17 protein-coding genes and 1 pseudogene are annotated in these 17,988 nt (G+C 70.3%); 6 read left to right on the forward strand and 12 right to left on the reverse strand.

Features of this window, described 5'->3' with window-relative positions; genetic code table 11:
- The 8 genes and pseudogenes from ALLO2_RS18805 to ALLO2_RS23560 all read right to left on the reverse strand — a co-directional run.
- Positions 1 to 254: pseudogene (locus ALLO2_RS18805) on the reverse strand (IS66 family transposase); the annotation flags it as partial.
- Between the two features lie 33 nt (positions 255 to 287).
- Positions 288 to 659 (reverse strand): NUDIX domain-containing protein, encoded by a 372-nt coding sequence (locus tag ALLO2_RS24910; RefSeq protein ID WP_023842042.1) that lies wholly within the window; start codon positions 657 to 659, stop codon positions 288 to 290.
- 35 nt (positions 660 to 694) lie between these two features.
- Positions 695 to 1,309 (reverse strand): AAA family ATPase, encoded by a 615-nt coding sequence (locus ALLO2_RS18810; RefSeq protein ID WP_011436248.1) that lies wholly within the window; start codon positions 1,307 to 1,309, stop codon positions 695 to 697.
- A complete protein-coding gene (locus ALLO2_RS18815; RefSeq protein WP_011436249.1) occupies positions 1,309 to 2,124 on the reverse strand; it encodes a hypothetical protein in 816 nt (271 codons plus the stop codon). The genes ALLO2_RS18810 and ALLO2_RS18815 overlap by 1 nt, the downstream gene beginning before the upstream one ends.
- Entirely contained in the window at positions 2,117 to 3,184 is a 1,068-nt protein-coding gene (locus ALLO2_RS18820) for a radical SAM protein (RefSeq protein ID WP_023842041.1), read from the reverse strand. Before ALLO2_RS18820 ends, ALLO2_RS18815 begins: the two co-directional genes overlap by 8 nt.
- A gap of 289 nt (positions 3,185 to 3,473) precedes the next feature.
- Positions 3,474 to 3,788: a 4a-hydroxytetrahydrobiopterin dehydratase gene (locus ALLO2_RS18825; protein WP_011436251.1), complete on the reverse strand. Its 315-nt coding sequence runs from the start codon at positions 3,786 to 3,788 to the stop codon at positions 3,474 to 3,476.
- Positions 3,788 to 4,339 (reverse strand): flavoprotein, encoded by a 552-nt coding sequence (locus ALLO2_RS18830; protein ID WP_011436252.1) that lies wholly within the window; start codon positions 4,337 to 4,339, stop codon positions 3,788 to 3,790. Before ALLO2_RS18830 ends, ALLO2_RS18825 begins: the two co-directional genes overlap by 1 nt.
- Positions 4,336 to 5,919, reverse strand: a complete 1,584-nt coding sequence (locus ALLO2_RS23560; RefSeq protein ID WP_011436253.1) for a hypothetical protein — start codon at positions 5,917 to 5,919, stop codon at positions 4,336 to 4,338. Before ALLO2_RS23560 ends, ALLO2_RS18830 begins: the two co-directional genes overlap by 4 nt.
- A gap of 1,196 nt (positions 5,920 to 7,115) precedes the next feature.
- Here ALLO2_RS23560 and fxlM point away from each other — a divergent pair.
- From fxlM to ALLO2_RS18865, 6 genes are all read left to right on the forward strand, one after another.
- Positions 7,116 to 8,348: a methyltransferase, FxLD system gene (gene fxlM, locus ALLO2_RS18840; protein ID WP_011436255.1), complete on the forward strand. Its 1,233-nt coding sequence runs from the start codon at positions 7,116 to 7,118 to the stop codon at positions 8,346 to 8,348.
- Positions 8,349 to 8,475: 127 nt separating this feature from the next.
- Entirely contained in the window at positions 8,476 to 8,661 is a 186-nt protein-coding gene (locus ALLO2_RS18845; protein WP_051875411.1) for an FxLD family lanthipeptide, read from the forward strand.
- A gap of 82 nt (positions 8,662 to 8,743) precedes the next feature.
- Positions 8,744 to 11,968 carry a lantibiotic dehydratase gene (locus tag ALLO2_RS18850; RefSeq protein ID WP_198031040.1) on the forward strand — a complete coding sequence of 1,075 codons (3,225 nt, stop codon included), beginning with the start codon at positions 8,744 to 8,746 and terminating at the stop codon, positions 11,966 to 11,968.
- The gene (locus tag ALLO2_RS18855; protein WP_051875414.1) at positions 11,965 to 13,191 is read left to right on the forward strand and encodes a lanthionine synthetase C family protein; all 1,227 of its coding nucleotides are present in this window, start codon (positions 11,965 to 11,967) and stop codon (positions 13,189 to 13,191) included. Before ALLO2_RS18850 ends, ALLO2_RS18855 begins: the two co-directional genes overlap by 4 nt.
- On the forward strand, positions 13,188 to 14,051 hold the full coding sequence (locus ALLO2_RS18860) for a thiopeptide-type bacteriocin biosynthesis protein (protein ID WP_085949867.1): 864 nt from the start codon (positions 13,188 to 13,190) through the stop codon (positions 14,049 to 14,051). Before ALLO2_RS18855 ends, ALLO2_RS18860 begins: the two co-directional genes overlap by 4 nt.
- The gene (locus ALLO2_RS18865) at positions 14,048 to 15,223 is read left to right on the forward strand and encodes a hypothetical protein (protein WP_023842038.1); all 1,176 of its coding nucleotides are present in this window, start codon (positions 14,048 to 14,050) and stop codon (positions 15,221 to 15,223) included. Before ALLO2_RS18860 ends, ALLO2_RS18865 begins: the two co-directional genes overlap by 4 nt.
- Here the strand turns inward: ALLO2_RS18865 and ALLO2_RS18870 are convergent.
- The 4 genes from ALLO2_RS18870 to ALLO2_RS18885 form a co-directional block, all read right to left on the reverse strand.
- A complete protein-coding gene (locus ALLO2_RS18870; protein ID WP_011436261.1) occupies positions 15,177 to 16,031 on the reverse strand; it encodes an NAD(P)-dependent oxidoreductase in 855 nt (284 codons plus the stop codon). The two genes, ALLO2_RS18865 and ALLO2_RS18870, sit on opposite strands and share 47 nt — an antisense overlap.
- Positions 16,032 to 16,046: 15 nt before the next feature.
- A complete protein-coding gene (locus tag ALLO2_RS18875; protein ID WP_023842037.1) occupies positions 16,047 to 16,244 on the reverse strand; it encodes a hypothetical protein in 198 nt (65 codons plus the stop codon).
- A 23-nt stretch (positions 16,245 to 16,267) separates the two neighbouring features.
- On the reverse strand, positions 16,268 to 16,582 hold the full coding sequence (locus tag ALLO2_RS18880; RefSeq protein WP_011436262.1) for a 4a-hydroxytetrahydrobiopterin dehydratase: 315 nt from the start codon (positions 16,580 to 16,582) through the stop codon (positions 16,268 to 16,270).
- Position 16,583: 1 nt separating this feature from the next.
- Positions 16,584 to 17,988 (reverse strand): hypothetical protein (locus ALLO2_RS18885; RefSeq protein WP_051875416.1); only part of this gene is annotated, 1,405 nt, incomplete at its 5' end.

Here is a 17,988-nt window from a genome sequence, read left to right on the forward strand (position 1 = left end):
CCGCACTCCCGTTCCGACGACCGGCCGAACAGCATCCGCCGCAACGTCGCCAGCTCCGCCTGCAACGCCTCGAGCTGGAGACGCAGCTCCACCACCTCGGCCTCACGCGTCGCCTCCCGCGCGACCAGCCCGGCGATGTCCGTCAACAGCTCCGCGACCCGGGCCCGCAGCCAGGCGTTCTCCGCCAGCAGCGCCGCGCCCTCGGCAACCTCACCGCTCGCGGCAGCGCCCGCCCCCGACTCGACAACCGTCACGCACCGCAGCAAACCACCCCGACCGGCAGAACATCACCCACCACGACCATCAGGCCACACCCAGCCCCGAAGGCCGTCNCCCCAAAAGATCAACAACGGGACTTCCGAATACGTACCTCCGTGCCAGCACTCCGGCTGAAAGAACAGGCCAAGGCGCGCTTCCCCGCGCTCGTTCCGGAAGTGGACCGTCGAAGCGAGAGTAAGCGAGGCGGGATCGAGATGAAGGCCAATTTCTTCACGGCTCTCGCGGCATAGCGCGGAAGCGGCGTCCTCACCATCTTCGAGTTTTCCTGACGGGACGTTCCACCAGCCGTCGGCGAATCCCGTGCCGGATCGCAACGCGAGCAGGACCGCATCATCGCGGATGAGCAGGAGCATGACGTCGATGACGCTGCGGTACCCCATGGTGGCAGTATCTCCCGACTGTGCTGAGGAAACGGTCAGCGGCTGGTCGGGTTGAGCCCGAGGGTCGTGAGCTGCTCGGCGATCCAGCCGACCCGCGCGCTGGTGGACATGTTCGGTGGAATGTCGAAGATGCGCTGCCCGACGGTGGCGCAGATGCTGCGCACGACGCGGTCGGCGGCGGGTTGGATGTCGAGGACCTTGGACCGGTAGGGGTCGCCGATCTGGTGCTGGTCGAACTTGTCGCAGCAGTAGAAGACCGCGTCGTAGACGGACGCCCAGGCCCGGCAGAAGGCTTCCATCGCGCGCAGGACCGGCGCGTGGGGTCCCTCTGGGCCGCCGGGCAGGACGAGCCAGGCGTAGGCGAGGACGTTCGCGATCGTCTTGTCACAGATGATCATGGTGTGTTGGCGTGCGACGCGGAGTTGGCTGGACAGCTGGGCGGCGAACAAGTCGACCTCGGTTTCCAGGTCGAACTCGCCGCGGCCGTGCACGACGATCTCCTCGATGAACGGGGAGTTCCGAGCCGGTTCGGGCACGCAGGCGACGTGCACCCCACGCTCCCGGAAATGTGCCGCCAGGGCATGGGTGAGCGTGGTCTTGCCGGAGGCGTGGGTACCCTCGACGGCCACGACGAGGCAGTTGCGCAGCATCAGCGGACTCCTTCCGCGGCCAACGTCTGGTCGTCGCGACCAGCCGGTACGGCAGGCACGGACGAGGGCCGTGCTGGAGGGGTAGTCGCGGGAGTCACAGCCGTTGGACCTGCGGCAGGGATGTCGGTGGTCTGGTCCCAGGCGGCGGCCTCGACGACATCGTCGAGATTGAGCTGGTCCCACTGATAATGGCCCGTGCTGCGCGCCGCGACGAGCGCGATCGCCAGCGCGCGGAGAACAACCTGCCGAAGGATCTGCGGTGCCCCCGCCGAGGCGCCATACCCCACCCGTGCAGGGTCGGCAGAGGTACCCGACTCCGCGAACAGGCCGTGGAGATGAAACGCGGTACACACGTCTTCCAGTACGACCGGCGTGGAGCCGCGCGCCGTGTCGTGAAGACGCGCGAGACTGGGCTGCGCGGTCTCGCCCGGCCAGGCGGCGGCGAGGGCGGTGATTCCGCGTGTAGGTGCGCCGGCGGCGGCGAGCCTCGCCAGGTCGTCGGCGAGCCGGTGGCCTGCGAGGATCGCCGCCCGGCGTCGGGCCTGCACCAGCAGGGCATCGAGCCCGGCGGCGACGAGGAGAGTCTCCGCCGGGTCCTCGGCCGCGACGGCGTGGAAGCCGAACCGCAACGTCCTCTCGGTCACCGCCAGAGTGCGGCCCCGTGGCAGCCGCAGGTACACCGCTCCCATGGCGTCCGGCGACGCGGCGCGGGTCAGGACGGTGAACGCGGCCAACAGCGGTGTGCGTTCGGCGAACGGCCGCCGCTCGGCACCAAAAGGTGTGTCGGCCCAGCCCAGGTTCGTTGCCTCACGCATGGCTGATCCGCAGCAAAGGACGCCCTGATGGCGGTCGCTCGGCGCGGGTGAGGGCGCGGATCGAGCGGCCCAGGTATTTGGCGTAGTGGTTGCGCTGGAACCGGTACCGCGCCCAGATCGCCGCGATCGGCTCGTCGAGCAGGTTGCCCAGCGGTTCGAGTAGGTCGGGGGCGCCGTAGACCGGCCAGGCACTGGCCTGCCCCGACGGCCCGACAACGATCATGTGGCCTTCGGTGTCCGGGGTCCAGGCCGTCAGGCGCAGTGCCGGCCGCCAGTCGTGCACCGTCCGCAGCTCGGCCAGCCGGTCGAACATCAGCGTGGCTTCGTCCAGGCTGATGAACTCGTGGTCGGCGAGGTCGAGCGCGTTGCCCTTCTTCAACGGCAGGATCAATTTGAGCTTTCCGGCGTCCAGCAGGTCGGCGATCTGGTAGGTGAACGGCAACGCGGCCAGCGTCGAGCGGTAGACCACCGCCGACAGCGACAACGGCAGCCCGGCGTCCTGGAACGCCCGTATCCCGGCCATCACCGCGTCGTAGTCGCCGCGGACCCGGTTCGTCGTCGCCCGCGGCCCTTCCAGCCCGACGTTCACGAACGCGATCTTGCCGGACAGGCGCGCCGCGTGCTGAAGACCGCGGGTCGCGTTGGTCGGCACGCCGATGACCGTCCCAGCGAACAGGTCGACGATGTCCACGAAGTCCCGGCGCAGCAACGGCTCACCGCCGGACAGGAACACCCGCGGCACCCCGGCCAGATTGTCCCGCATCCGCTCCAACGCATCCAGCGTGGGGTCCGGCTCCTGCAACGTCTCCGAGCAGAACGAACAGTCAAAATTGCACCGCTTCGTCACCTGAAGGATCACCGACAGAGGGCCGGCCGCCGTCGAGGCAACCGAGTCCAGGTCCGAGGACGCCGCGAGGTTGAAGTGGTGCCCGTCGGTGAAGACCACAGGTTCATCAGCGCGGGAACGCCCCTCGTCGCAGGCGGACCGCGCCGCGGGATCGACGGCAGGTACGGATGGGGAATACGCGATCATCAGGCCCTTCTCGACGTAGGCGCGCACGGCGACCGGGCCAGCTGACCGCCGCCTTCCTGACGGTGAGCTGCCGCGCCGACGCTGAACGTCCCCAGCGTCCCAAGAGACCCACATGATGGTCATTCCCTGCGGAGCGAACATCTGATTCGTGCGGGTACAGGCCGCTGACCTGCCCGAAGACCTGCCGATGAGGCTTCATGTTCGGATCGATAGCGGCGAATCGTTCGTGTGCCTGTTGGGTATTGTGGCGCGCCACATGTGATCAACAACGTGTGCGCCCGGCGCGGACGTCCCCGCGCGTGCAGGTTGGAGGTTCTCAGCTGGGTTCGGCGCCGTGAGCTCGGGCGATGTCGTCGATGCGCCGAGCGAGATCGAAGTCGGCGTCGGTGATCCGGTGACCGGCATCGTGCGTGGTGATGCCGAAGCGGATGCTGTCCCAGCGTAGGTCGATGTCGGCGTGGTGACCGATCAGCCGCTCGATGTCCGCGACGTGCACGATTAGCGCGACCGCGCCGTGGTAGCGGATGCCGAAGGTTCTCGTGATCTCGTCGTCGACCCGTGACCAGCCGGGTAGCTCACGCAGTCGTCTCTCGATCTCGTCGTCGGACAGGGGCACGGGCGCAGCCGTCATCACGGGTCCTCCTGCGCGGAGATTTCGCTGGCGGGCCGGGCGGCGGGCAGCGAGTCCAGAACGGGACGCCAGGCGAAGGTGGTGGTGCCGTCGGGGGGACCGATCGCGTTGGTCGGCAGGACGGTGAACCCGTAGGCGGCCAGGTCGCGTAGGGCTCGGGCGAAGGCCGGGTGGGCGGCGAGGGTGGGTTTGACGTAGGGGGCGACGACGACGGGCAGACCGAGTCCGATCGCCTCGTTGACGACGCCCAGCGCTGAATTGTCGTTGATCCCGACGGCGCACTTGTTGATCGTGTTGAAGGTCGCGGGGACGACCGCCACGGCGTCCGCGGGCGGTAGGCGAGGCTCGTCTGGCTGCCGGGGTCGCGAGCGGATCGGGTGGCCGGTTAGCTCCTCCAGAAGGCGCACGTCCAGCCAGGTCGCGGCGGCCGGCGTCGGAATGAGGCAGACGGCCCACCCCTCGCCGCGGACGTGGCGGATCAGCTCGTTGATCTGCGCGGCGGGCGGGGCCGCGCAGACGACCAGATGCAGCACCGGTCGCCCAGCCGTCACGCCGCGACTCCGGCCTGCTCGGCGACGTCCCGCAGGACAGAGACGATGGAACCGCGGGCGCGGCTCAGCAGCGTCGCCAGCACCGCCCGAGCGGTCGGGTCGACCCGCAGCAGCTGTGGAGCTCGCCGGGCGACGTCGAGGATGTGCACGGCCGCGACGGCGTCCTCGCCCAGGCGGGCGTGCCCGTCGGCAAGATCTAGGTGCAATCGCGCACGCCTGCCCACCAGCGGGGGAGGCAGCAGACGCGTGTCGATCTGTTCGCCGACGGCGACCGCCTCCGTCGGATCGTCGAGCGTCAGGGCCGCGGTGAGGGTGTGGATCGCCACGTTCGTCGGCCCGAACGCCGACCACAACCGGTTGTCGTCCCGGCCCAGCGTGCCCGCCTGCTCGGCCGCGGCGGTGAGCCGGCGGCGGGCTTGCGCCCGCTCACCCTGACGGACCGAGGTCATCGCCGCGAGCAGGAGAAGGGCGCCCCGCGCGGAAACGATGTCGGGGTGGTCCTCGTCGCCTCGCCGCCGGTTCAGGGCGTCGAGTGCGCTGAGGGCGACCCGTTCGGCGTCGGCCAGCCGCCCTGTGTCGTGGAAGACGCAGGCGATCTGCCTGCGTGCGGTCGCCAGAAGCACTGGCGTGTCGGCGGCGAGCGCCGCGTGTTGACCACGGTCCGCGGCCAGCCACGCTAGATCGTGGTCGCCGGTCCTGGTCGCGAGCTTGGCGGCAGCGATGTACGCGACAGCCTGAGACCGCCGGACCGCGCGGTGGTCCACGCCCGCCGGCGAATCAGCGACCAGCGTGTCGATACCCCGCACCACCGCGGGAAGGAGCCGCGCCGCCCCAGCATAGTCGGCCCGCTGATACCGGTTGTGGCACTCCCGCCCCCGCGCCTCAAGGTCAGCAAAGGCACCCGCCGAGGTCACGCCAGGGTCAGCGGACCACTCCGCTGGAACCGTGACGGCCTCCCGCAGATCAGCAAGAAGATCGTCCCCGGCCGGTGCCCTACTGGTGTTTACCGACACGGCAGGCGCGGCCGGTTGTCGGGGCGTCACCGCGGCAACCCCCGAGATCGACACGGCGAGCAGGAACTGCTGCCGGTTCAATGCGGTCATCAGCGGCGCCTCGACGTCCACCGCCTTGGTGCGCGCAAGGGAACCGACAGCGCTCGCGGGCACGCCCTCCACGCGGATCGTGCTGATGAGGAGCAGGTCTGCTGGGGGCATCTGTTCGCGGTCATCGAGGTCGATCAGGTTGTGGATACTGGTGCCATAGACCTCGGCGAGCAGCGCGAGGAACTGCGGTGTGGGCCGGCGGCGGTTGTTCGGTTGCGGCCACAGCTCCCGTTCGCATAGCCCCGGCCCGGTCAACGGAGCGGCGCCGCCCGGGTCGAGGCCAACCCGNGCGGCATGAGCGTTGATGTGCCCAGCGGCCTGCGCCTGGGTCCAGCCGTGCGCGACCCGGTGGGCGGCGCGGGGACGGTAGCTATAACGGCGGGCGAACTCGGTCGCGATCTCGTCGTGGGACATGCCGACCGCGCGCATCCGCGCCCGCAGCTCTTCCTGCTCGACGCGCTGGCTGGTCTTGCCCATGCCGCTGTGCCCCTTCCCTGGCCGTGGACGGCAATCCGTTTCGGGCTTCGGTCACCGACCGCCATCGCAACCGTAGTCGTCGGCGCACGGCCAGAACAGAAGGGCTGAGCGGATCGAAGTCACGGCATCGTGCGGTCGTGCCGGTCGCGGCGCCCGCGAGGGCGGACTAGGCCACAGGCTGCTGGCTCCTCGGCACGATCTGGGCGACGAGCACGGTCGTGTCCTTGTGGGCTCCTCCGGAACGAATCGGCATGGTCGCTACGGACAAAGCGACGCGCGCGGCAGTGTTCTCGCAGGTCAGCGGCTCTGCGAAGGGGTGAACAGGATGTTCGTAGTGGAGGGAATGACTTGCGTCCCCGCGTCGGCGATCGTTGTCAGGCGTCGCCGTTTCTGGCCATGCGTCAGCGATGTGGCCTGTCGCTGGCTTTCCGTCATCCGATCTGGCCTGGGCTGGTTCCCACGGCGTCCGATCTGGCATCTTGTCGGCTCGCCCGCGAGCCGAACGGCGTGGGAGTCGGTCTCTCCGCTAGAAAGGGGCCAGATCGGATGACGGCCGGCGGGCTCGCACACGACACCGCACATGGCCCCGCCTCAGGTCAGTCACTCCCGGTGGGTCAGATCGACTGTCGCCTGGCAATCGTGGTGGGAGCGACTCCCTGGAGGAACACGGCGGTCACGCCCACACTGGTCAGCTCGGCCGGCGCGAGAGAGCGAGGGGCTGTGGAGGAGGTCTTCGGGTCGGTCCGCCTTGCTGGAAGGATCGTCCACGTTGACGACGGCCGCCTGAGGCGCGGCGGTCCGCATGAGTGGAGGACNCAGAGGGAACCCGCTGATGGACCCCGAGTACGAGCNGAATCTGCGCCTAGTCGACGCCGGCCCTCTGGCGAGTGGCGACGCCACCCAACACCAACGATGAGCGCGGCTCCGGTAACACGGGTCCGTCAGTTTACACGACGACCAGCGACTGACCGTTCTTCCGCAGGCCCCTGCATTCCTAAAGTCACAGAGCGCCCCTGCCGCCTGTGCCTGCGTGCTGCGCTGCGCTGCGCGTCGAGAACAGAACACGCACAGCCCGCCGGGCGGGTACTCCCCGAAGCGCGATGGGGGTGTCCCTCCCAGACCAATTCCGCAGCCAAAGGCGAATGCCCCGGGCATCCAGGCCACGGGCCGCTGTCCAATCCCGCAGTGAGGATTCGATGACCATTCAGCATGAGGAGAGTTCCACCGCGGCTGCTGTGTTGCGCGCGGCCATGGTTGACGAGCTGCGGGAACTCGGCGCGGTCCGTGACCCGAGGGTGGCGCGTGCGTTGGCCGTGGTGCCGCGGCATTTGTTCGCGCCGGGCGCAGATCTGGCAGCGGCGTACGCGGCTACAGGGACGGTCGTCCCGGTGCGCGACGCGGTGGGTCGGATGGTCAGTACGGTGTCGGCGCCGCACATCCAGGCGATGATGCTGGAGCAGGCGCGGGTGGCGCCGGGGATGCGGGTCCTTGAGGTCGGTTCGGCGGGCTACAACGCGGCGCTGCTCGCGGAGCTCGTCGGCGAGACAGGCGAGGTCACTACCGTCGACATTCTGCCCGGGGTTGCCGAGCGCGCCCGGCGTTGTCTGGACGCGGCGGGCTATGGCCGGGTGCGGGTGGTGCTGGCCGACGCCGAGGGTGGCGTGCCCGACCACGCGCCCTATGACCTGGTGCTGGTGACGACGGCGGTCCGTGACATTCCCTCCGCGTGGACGGACCAGCTCGCGCCCGGCGGCCGGCTGGTTGTGCCGCTGCGGCTGCGGGGCCAGACACGCTCGGTCGTGTTCGAGGCCGACGGCGGGCGGCTGGTTGGCCACGACGCCCAGGTCTGTAGTTTTGTCCCGCTCGCGGGTGCTGGGGCTTTCCCGGAGCAGGTGCTGGCGTTGGACGGGGACGATGTCGTGGTCCGGCTGGACGACGCGGCCCCGGTGGACGTGGACGAGGTCCGCCAAGCGCTGACCTGGCCGCGGGTGAAGACCTGGTCGGGTGTCCACAGCGGCGAAGAACCGTTCGATGACCTGCTGCTGTGGCTCGCGGTCGGCCTGGAGAACTCTGGTCTGCTGCTGGCCCGGCAGGCTGCGGTCACGCGGGGGACAGTCGCCCACGCGTGGAGCCTCGGCATGCCGGCGGTCGTAGGAAAAGGCAGTCTCGCCTACTTCTCGCTCAGTGCGAAGGTTCCCGGCCGTGTGTCCCGCGAGTTTGGCGTTCAGGCCCAGGGTCCCGCCGCCGAGCTGCTGACCTCCCAGTTCATCGAACGGATCCGCGCGTGGAAGGCCGATCGGCCGGCCCGTATCGAGGCATTCCCCGCGGGTACTCCGGACGCCGCGCTGCCCGCCGGCGGCGTGTTTCTCGATCGCCCTCATCGGCGTGTCGTCGTCTCCTGGCCGTCCGGCCCGGAGGTTCCCGTCTGAGTGCGGGAACCGTCGTGGCGCCTCACGGGAGGGCACACGCCCTCCCGGCTGGCGTGGCCATCCGGCCGTAGGCGCCAGCACGGCCACGGCGATGTCTCTATTCCCTATTCCTTCTCAAGGAGGTTCCGTGACCCCCCAGAACGCCCCCGCGCCGGTCNTCGATCCCGATTCCGCGCTTGACCTCGACGAGTTCGACCTCGACGTGACGGTGGTCGAGTCCGGCCAGCTCGTCGAGGAGCTGATTCGCATGACCGACGACGGCTGCGGCACGACCTGCCAGAGCGCCTGCCCGAACACCTGCCCTGGCGACTGAACCCGGCCGGAACATGACCTGAGCCCGGTCCGGCCGACAAGCTGCCTGGCCGGACCGGGCTCGCCGGACAGGAATGACGACCATGCCGACCATTCGCGACCCAGGCGGGTCCGCTGCACCACGCTCGGCGATCCCGCGAGCCACGCCGTCAGAGGTCCGCGACTCCGACTTGGCGAGCGGCCCGCAGGTCGCCGGGCTCGGCGCTCGGGCCAGCGACGCGCTGTACAGGGTGGCTGGCCCGGGTGTCGTTCGGGTGGCCGAACCGATGCCAGGTCTGGCCGCGCTGCCTTGGCCTGACCTTGGGGACGGGGGCGAGGAGACCGAGCGGTGGTGCCAGTGGCTGCGCGAGGCTTGGGCGTGTGCGCCGTTCGCCGCAGCCGTGCAGGCCGCGAGCCCAGTGCTCGCGCGCCGGATCGCCCAGGTGTGCGCGGGCGGCGATCTACCCGCACGGCAGGCACGTAGCGCCGTGCTGTCGCTCATGCGGTACCGGTTACGGCTGGTGAGCCGAGCTACACCGTTCGGCCTGTTCGCCGGGGTCGGCCCGGCCCGGCCCGGTACCGCGCTCACCGTGTATGAAGACCCGACGCACCATCGCATGCTGGCACGGGTGGACACGGCGTGGTTGTTCGATGTGCTTGACCAGCTCGAAGGCGTTCCGGGTGTTCTCGACGTCCTGCCCGTCCGCGCGAACGATCTCGCCTTCGTTCGTGATGGTCGGCTGGTACTGCCGTTCGAGGGCCCGCGAGCCGGGAGCGACGCCGAGGTGTCCACAGCCGAGACCTCGGTCCGATACACACAGGCTGTCGCGGCGGTGATGAAGGCTGCGGCCGGACCCGTTCTCGTCGGGACGTTGGCCGCCCAGCTCGGCACCGAGTTCCCGGCCGCGCCTGCGCGGGTGCTTCGAGGCATGCTCTCGACACTGGTCGAGCGGCGGTTCCTGCTGTCCGGGCTTCGGCCACCGTCCACCGAACTCGACCCGCTCGGCGCGGTCCTCGCGACGCTGCGGGCGATCGGTGCCGACCCGGTACCCGAGGCGGCCGATCTCGTGGACGCCCTGCGCCGCCGCTCTCGCGGGCTCGCCGACATCACGGAACCGTGGACGTCACAGCCGGCGACCCCAGACACCGCAGCCCCGACCTCAAGCCCCTCCGGGCGCCGGCCTCCCATCGCCCTCGACATGCGGGCCGGCGTCGGGCTGGAACTGCCTCGGCTGCTCCTCCGAGAGGTAGAAGCAGCCGTCGACCTGCTGGTCCGGCTCGCGCCGGCACCCCGGGGCAACGCCGCCTGGCGCGACTATCATGATCGATTTCTTGAGCGCTTTGGTGCCGGCGCGTTCGTGCCGGTCAACTCCCTGATCAATTGTGAAACCGGGCTCGGCCTGCCCGCCGGATACCGGGGAACCACACTCGGCCCGGCAACGGCCGGCCCGCTCTCGGACCGCGACGCGCTGCTGCTTGCCCTGGCGCAGACCGCGGCGGCCCGCCGAGACCGCGAAGTCACCCTTGATGCCGAGTCGCTCGCGCTGCTCCGCACGAGCGACGCGGTGGGCTGGACCTGCCAGCCCCACACGGAGCTGCGGTTTCGGCTGCACGCAGCAGACCGCCGCGCGGTGGAACGCGGCGCGTTCGACCTCGCTGTCGAGGGAGTCTCACGGGCCGCCGGGACAACTCTGGGCCGCTTCCTCGACCTCGCCAACGAGGCCGACCGCGAGGAGATGACCTCGGCACTTCGCGCGCTGCCGACCCGCCAGCCGGGGGCACTTCTCGTCCAGTTGTCGGGTGGCACGCTGTCGGCCACCGCTGCGAACGTCTCCCGCGCGCCGCGCATCCTGGACCATCTCATCGCGCTCGGCGAGTACCAGCNGCCGGACCGCGGGATGATCCCCGTGACGGACCTCGCCGTCACCGCAGACGGTTCGGGTCTGTGGCTGGTCTCGTTGTCCCTGGGCCGACCGGTGGAGCCGGTCGCGTTCCACGCCGTCGAACTCACCCGTCACGGACACCCCCTGCNCCGGTTCCTCAGCGAGATCGGCACTTCCCGCGCCGCCCCCTGCGCGCCGTTCTCCTGGGGCGCGGCCCGACGGCTGCCGTTCCTGCCACGCCTGCGCCACGGGCGGACGATCCTCGCCCCGGCCCGCTGGCTCCTGGCCCCGGCTGACCTGCCCGGACCGGACGCCACCTTCGCCCGGTGGAGCGACGACCTCGCGGCCTGGCGGGACCAATGGGGCGTTCCCGACCAGGTCTTCCTCGGCAGCGACGACCGCCGCCTCCTGCTCGATCTGACCGAGCCCGCCCACCTCCACCTGCTGCGCGCAGACTTGGGCCGCGCCACGCGGGCAACCCTGCGGGAAGCACCGCCGCCTGACGCAGCCGGATGGATCGGCGGGCGGACCCACGAGATCGTCCTCCCGCTCGCCGCACCTCCGACCCCGACGGCGGAGGTACCGCGCCCACGGCGCCCGGCGCGGATCGCGACCTCGGCGGACGCCCATCTACCCGGAGACGGCGCCTGGCTGTACGCCAAGCTCTACGCCCAGCCCGACCGTCAGGTCACCATCCTCACCGAACGCCTCGCCAGCCTGTGGGAACACTGGGACACCCCGCCGCTGTGGTGGTTCCAGCGATACCAGGACCCAGCCCCACATCTGCGGCTACGAATCCGCCTCATCGACCCTGACGGGTTCGGCGACGCGGCCCGGAGAGTGGGCCGCTGGGCGACCGCACTGCGCCAAGCCGGCCTACTGGACCAGCTCCAGTTCGACACCTACCTTCCAGAGACCGGCCGCTTCGGCGGCGCCTCGACGCTCGCCGCCACGGAGACGCTGTTCGCCGCGGACTCCACCGCCGCACTCGCCCAGCTCGCAGCCTCCGCCCGCGGTGCCACCCACCCCCATGCGCTGGTCGCCGTGAGCCTGCTCGACCTCGCCGCGGGCTGCCTACCCGGAGACGACGCCGCCCGCTGGCTCGTCGAGCAGCTACCACGCACGCAGGGACCGCCGATCGACCGCGCGCAGCACGACGCCGCCGTTCACCTCGCTGACCCGCGCGAAAGCCAGGCGACGATGCACACCCTGCCGGGCGGGAAGGAGATCCTCACCGCCTGGGCGCGCCGCCGGGCGAGGCTCGCCGACTATCAGACGGCGCTCACCTCGGCCGGCGACGGACTCACGACCCGCGGCCTCTTGCCGACGCTGATGCACCTCCACCAGTTCCGGATGACGGGGCCGTCCGTCCAGGCAGAGCGCGACTGCGCCCGCCTCACCCGCGCCGTTGCGCTCAGCGTTCTCCGCCGCCGGGAGATGGCATGAATCCAGGCACCGCGGAAGACACCGGCCGCGACACGCTCTCCAGCCGGGCACTGGCCGCCTCAGCGGCAATCGCGGACCAGCTCGCCGACCCCGCCGCCGTTCCCCGAGGCCCTGGCCGGCGGCGAGGCCAGTCCCTCGCGGGCGGTGCAGCCGGCATCGCGCTGCTCCACCTCGAACGAGCCCGCACCGGCCACGGCGACCCCGCCATCGCCAACGCCTGGCTACGGGCGGCAACCCGAGACCCAGCCAGCGCAGGGCCCAACGCCTCCCTCTACTTCGGCGCCCCCACCCTCGCCTTCGTACTCGACGCCGCAGGCCGCCCAGACCAGCTCACCCAAGCGGTCACCACACTCGACACCGCGACCATCGCGGTCACACAGCGACGACTTGCCGCGGCTGACGCCCGCCTCCGCGCGGGCCTCCGCCCGCCGCTCGCCGAATTCGACCTCATCCGCGGCCTCGCCGGCCTCGGCCGCTACCACCTACGCCGCCAGCACCCGATCATCACCGATGTCCTGACCCACCTCGTCCGTCTCACTCAGCCCCCTGCCAGCGGAGACGGACTACCCGGGTGGTGGACCGACCTCGACCCCAGCGGCGCATCCTCCCGTGACTACCCACACGGTCATGGAAATGCCGGAATGTCCCACGGCATCGCCGCCTGCCTCGCCCTGCTCGCACTAGCCAACAGCCGCGGCACCGAGGTCGACGGCCACCGGGAAGCGATCGAACGGATCTGCGCCTGGCTCGACGGGCACCAGCAGCCTGGCATCGCTGGCTGGCCGGGCATCGTCACCCCGACACCGGGCCATGACGTCAGGCAGCAGCGGTTGTCCTGGTGCTACGGCACCCCAGGGATTGCCCGTGCGTACCAACTCGCTGGACTCGCCACCAGTGACCCGAGGCGCTGCGAGAAGGCCGAAACCGCGTTGCACGCATGTCTCGACGACGCGGCTCGCCTCGAACTGACCACCGACATCGGCTTGTGCCACGGCCTGGCAGGGCTGGTCCACACGACATCCCGGGTCGCGGCCGACGCCACCACACCCGAACTCGCCCAGCTCCTGCCCACCCTCGTCGCCCGGCTGCTCGACCAATACCCCACCGCGCCGCACGACCCGNAGCTTCTCGATGGCTTGGCCGGGGTGGCGCTTGCCCTGCACACCGCGGCCCTCGGCTCCGCCCCCGTGACCGGGTGGGACGCCGCCTTGCTCCTCGCGTGAGAGAACCGATGATCCGCAACGACTCCGACCCCCGCCCGTGCATCGACGACGCACCTCAAAACGACGAAGACGGGTGTTCGCCGCGCCACCCCTGGCGGCAGGCCACCATGCACTTCGCCGACTACGCCCAGGCCGATGCCGCCGGCCGGGACCTCGGCGCCGCGCTGGTGGCCGCCGAAAATGATCATCTGCTGGATGCGTGGTGGTTCATCCGCAAGTCCCCCTGCTGGCGGCTCCGCTTCCAGCCGACCTCACCGGTAGACGACGCGGCAACCAAAGCGGTCCACGACCATCTCCATGCTCTGCGCGAGCGCGGCCGGATTGCCGGCTGGAGCGAAACCCTGTACGAACCGGAAACCTTCGCCTTCGGCGGCCCGCCCGCCATGCAGATCGCGCACCGGCTCTTCCACCAGGACAGCCGCCACCTGCTCACGACCGCGCCCCGCAGCCGCGCCCGCGCCCGAGCGCTGTCGATCCTGGCCTGCGTGAGCCTGATGCGCTCCGCCGGCCAGGACTGGTACGAACAAGGCGACATCTGGGCCCGGGTCGCCGAACACCGCCGCTGCCCACCCGACCTTGTCAGCGACAGCCGTTCCCTGGAGCCCAGCCTGACCCGCCTTCTGAGCGCACAGACGCCAGACACCAACGCCCTGGGCAAGGACGCGGATCTGGCTCACTGGATCGGTGCCTTCGGCGCCACCGGCCGTGACCTTGGCCGGCTCGCTCATGACGGCACACTCCAGCGCGGGCTACGCGCGGTCCTCGCGCACCACATCATCTTCCACTGGAACCGCGCAGGGCTATCCCACGACGCACAGGCAGTGCTCGCCCGCGCCGCAAGCACCGTGGTCCTCGGATGACCGCCAGCCCGACCACGCCGCCGCCCCTTCCCCAGACGGTGGCGAACTGGTTTCCCCTGGTACCCCGGCCGCGTCCACCGACCATCGACCGGCGACAGCGGCTCACCGAGATCGAACACCTCGCCCACTCCGCACCGGGAAACGCGCGCAGGACGACCAACGCTGCCGAGGCTCTCAACAAGGCCGCGCTCCTCGCGAGCGACTGCGGACTGCCCGACCTCGCCAAGGATCTCTGCTGGCGCCAGTTCCACGTCTTCGACAACGCCGGCCCCCAGCCCCCGGCCCTCGCGACAGCCGTACTGCAACCGCTGATCAATCTCGGCCGGCTGGAGCTCCGTGCCGATGACCCCGACCGGGCATACACGTTCTTCAACCAAATCCACCACGCGGTCCGCACCTCGACCGCCGTCGTTCTCGACGGCGTCACCGTCAACCCTGCGCGGTTGTTCGCCGACGACAACACGCTCCTCCGGGCACGCCGGTTTACCTGGACCGTCCTGCTCGGCGACGGGACACGGGCGTTGGCGCGCGCGGGCCGCTGGGACGACGCCGTTGCCCACCTCCACCGACACCACGGCATCGGACGACGGCTCCTCGACGGCCGCCAGACCCTCATACTCGCGAGCCACCTTGCAGGAGAATCCGAAGCCGCACGCACCGCGCTCGCCACCAGTGTCACTCCGACACCCTGGGAACGAGCGGTCGCCGCCGTTCTCGGAATCCTCTGCCGACACGGCAGCGAGCCGCAGGCGATCGGAGCGGCGCTCGATGACCTCCGCGCCAGCAGCCGTGACCCGACCCACCCTGTATTCCAGAACCGGCTTGGCCTAACGCTCCTAGACCTCGCCACCGACGCCACCGACCAGAAGTGGATTGCGTCCGCGATCCTCGCCGGCCTCCGCGACGGACACGACGGGCGGTGCGCGGCTGATGCCCTCGCCCACCCCCGGCTACAACAGCACCTTTCCCCCGCCCATCGGGTCGACCTAGTCGAGCGAGTCAAGACCGCTGGAATCCAGCGACCTCCCCCGACCACCTTCCGTGACGCGATGACGACAGCCACGCTGGCCGCGGAACGCGGACTCCGCGACGCGCTCGCCGGGCCATTGGAAGGCGGCCGGTTGATTACCCGCCGTCCTGACCAGAGTGCAGCTCGCGGAGAAGCAGGTTGAGCGGGGCGTGCTCGATGTCTTTATGCTCGTACCAGGTGCGGAGGAGTTCTTCCGCTCCGCGGAGCATCGCGTCCGGCAGTCCGACGGTCCGGTAGCTCTCGGCCGCTTGGGCGAGTTCGGGTCCCCACCGCCAAGCGCGGGCCGCGACAGTGGCGAAGAAGTCTGGTTCGGCGAGCGCCGGTCGGCTTCGTCTGCGGGCCTCGTCGGTGAGCGCTTGCTGGACGCCGTATTCGGCGGCCAGTGCGTGCGCGAGCGCGGCGAGAACCCGCGACGTCTTCGCGAACGACGAGTGGGCGATCTTCAAGGCGGACGCTGCGCCCACCTGGCCGTCGAACACGATGACCTGCACGGTTGATCCGGTGAACAGCCCGGAGATCTCGCCGGCGTGGCGGGCATCCCCGGCCAGGTACATGCGTGTGGTGTCCTGCCGTGTCGGGACCGGGCCGATGAGGCAAGCATCAACGATGGTGCCGCCCGCAGCGGTCATGAGCCGCTCGATGGCGCGCATACGTTCCGGGTTGACGGCATTGGCGTCTACGTACAGACCCGTAAACCCCGCCGCGGCCACCGCCCGTGCCACGTCAAGCGCGGCCTCCGGTGGACACAACGACATCAGGATCTCGGTGCTGTCGCAGAGGTCGTCCAGGCGGCTGACGGGCAGCAGGCCGGCATCCTGGGCCCGTTGCAACGTCTGCGGGCTTCGTCCCGTGGGGCAGTACAGCACCTCGTGCCCTGCGGTCCGCAAGATCTCGCCGATCCGCGCGCCCATGCTCCCCGGGTGTAGCAGCCCAATCCGGCGGGGCGTCACGAGACCTGGTCTCCTTCATAGCCGGCGGCCGAGGGATTTGCTGCCGTAGGCCGGGACCGCACCACCATCTCTGATCTGATCGCGCAGCCCGACGGCGAGTGCCTGCCCTCGGTAGGCCGGCCGGTCGAGAATGGTCAGCACCTGGGTGAGGCGTCTCGCACTCTCGACGCGCCGGACCGACAACATTTCGATCACGATACGGACCGCGGACATCGAGGGGACAATGCGCCGTCAAGTCAGAGCGGTTCGGCATTGTGGGCCTGGGCGATGGCCTCGATGCGCCGTGCGAGATCGAAGTCGGCGGTGGTGATCTGATGCCCGGCGTCGTGGGTGGTGATCCCGAAGCGGATGCTATCCCAGCGCAGGTCGATGTCCGCATGGTGGCCGATCAGCCGCTCGACGTCGGCAACGTGCACGATCAGGGCGACTCCACCGTGGTAACGGACGCGGAACGACTTGGTGATCTCCTGGCCAGCACGGGCCCAGCCGGATAGCTCGCGCAGCTGCGCCTCGATCTCGTCGTCGGCCAGGGGCACGGGAGCGTCCGCCACGTCAGGTCTCCTTCTCCGGGGCGAAGATCTCATCGATGTCGCGGCCGACGGCCGCGCCTTTCAAGGGTTGCGCCGCTTGTCGTAGGCCGGCGAGCTCGCGGCGAATCCGCACGGACCCAGTTTCCACCGCCAGGGCCGCCGCAAGTCGCCCGGCATCGACCGCGCGCCCGACGTCGCCGCTCTGGACGCACGCGGTGGCCTGCCGGGCGAGAAAAACACCGCGGTCTCGCCGGGCGTTGGCAGGCGTCGTGTCGAGGATCTGCCGCCACAGGCCGGCAGCGGCCGTAACCAGGCCCAAGCGTCCGTAGCAGGTGGCGCGTTGCACCTCCAGGTAGGCCGACGTGCGACGGCATGCGTTGCCCCACGGCAGGCCGTCGTCGCATCTCTCGACGAGCGGAGCCGCCTGGTCCAGGGCGGAGTCGACGGTGGCGCGGTCTCCGACGAGTGACGCGCCGTGGGCCTGCTGCTGGAGCGCCAGGACCCGCATCTTCGGGCTGAGTCGACCGGCGTCGGCCAGGACCGCGCCACACAGGTCGAGCGCGCCGAGCCCGTCAGCAAGATCTGTGCGGACTGATGCGTGGTTGAGCAGCGCGTAGGCGACGAGCTGCGGGTCCCGGGAGCGTTGTGCGACCTCCAAAGCGACGCCCCGCCAGACGGACGAAGTTTCAAGGTCACCGGCATCCTGATGGAGCCAGCCGATCAGCGAGGCATAGGCCGCGCTGGAGCGCAGGAGGGCCAGCCGCGTCTCCCCGCGTGCGGTCGCCACCAGGTTGCTGATGAGCGTGTGCTGAACGGTGACGGTACTGATCAGCTCGCGGGGACCGAGCATCACGTCCGCTCGGTAGTGGCCCTCCAGCTGCTGGCCGAAGTAGTCGACGAGCGCCGGGTCGACGTGCCGCGGGGCGGTTCTCCCGAACGTGAGCGCGGTAGCCGTCGCGGTGACGAAGTCGCGTCGGTCGATGTGGGCCGGAGAGCCTGGCTGGACGAGCCCCCGGGCGGAAGGAGCAGCCCGGGGCGCAGGCAGAATGCGGCCAGCGGCAGGCTCGATGCGATCAACGCGGCTGATCAAGAGGGTGTCGGCGGGAGTGAAGTGTTCGCGGTCGTCGAGGTCGATGAGGTTGTGGATGTTGGTGCCGTAGACCTCGGCGAGCAGCGCGAGGAGCTGGGGGGTGGGCCGGCGGCGGTTGTTGGGGAGCGGCCAGTTCTCCAGCTCGGACAGGCGGGGGCCGTCCATCGGGGNGGCGCCNCGGGGGNCGAGGCCGACCTGGGCGGCGTGGCTGTTGATGTGTCCGGCGGCTTGTACTTGGGACCAGCCGTGCGCGTGGCGGTGCGCGGCGCGGGGGCGGTAGCCGTAGCGGCGGGCGAACTCGACGGCGATTTCGTCGTGGGACATGCCGGCCGCGCGC

The sequence above is a fragment of the Frankia sp. Allo2 genome, from assembly GCF_000733325.1.
In the GTDB taxonomy this organism is placed as follows: Bacteria; Actinomycetota; Actinomycetes; order Frankiales; family Frankiaceae; genus Frankia; species Frankia casuarinae.

Coding starts and splice junctions, on each gene's coding strand:
- ALLO2_RS18810 (WP_011436248.1), bottom strand. CDS start 1,309: ATGCTGCGCAACTGCCTCGTCGTGGCCGTCGAGGGTACCCACGCCTCC.
- ALLO2_RS18815 (WP_011436249.1), bottom strand. CDS start 2,124: ATGCGTGAGGCAACGAACCTGGGCTGGGCCGACACACCTTTTGGTGCC.
- ALLO2_RS18825 (WP_011436251.1), bottom strand. CDS start 3,788: ATGACGGCTGCGCCCGTGCCCCTGTCCGACGACGAGATCGAGAGACGA.
- fxlM (WP_011436255.1), top strand. CDS start 7,116: ATGACCATTCAGCATGAGGAGAGTTCCACCGCGGCTGCTGTGTTGCGC.
- ALLO2_RS18865 (WP_023842038.1), top strand. CDS start 14,048: ATGACCGCCAGCCCGACCACGCCGCCGCCCCTTCCCCAGACGGTGGCG.
- ALLO2_RS18875 (WP_023842037.1), bottom strand. CDS start 16,244: ATGTCCGCGGTCCGTATCGTGATCGAAATGTTGTCGGTCCGGCGCGTC.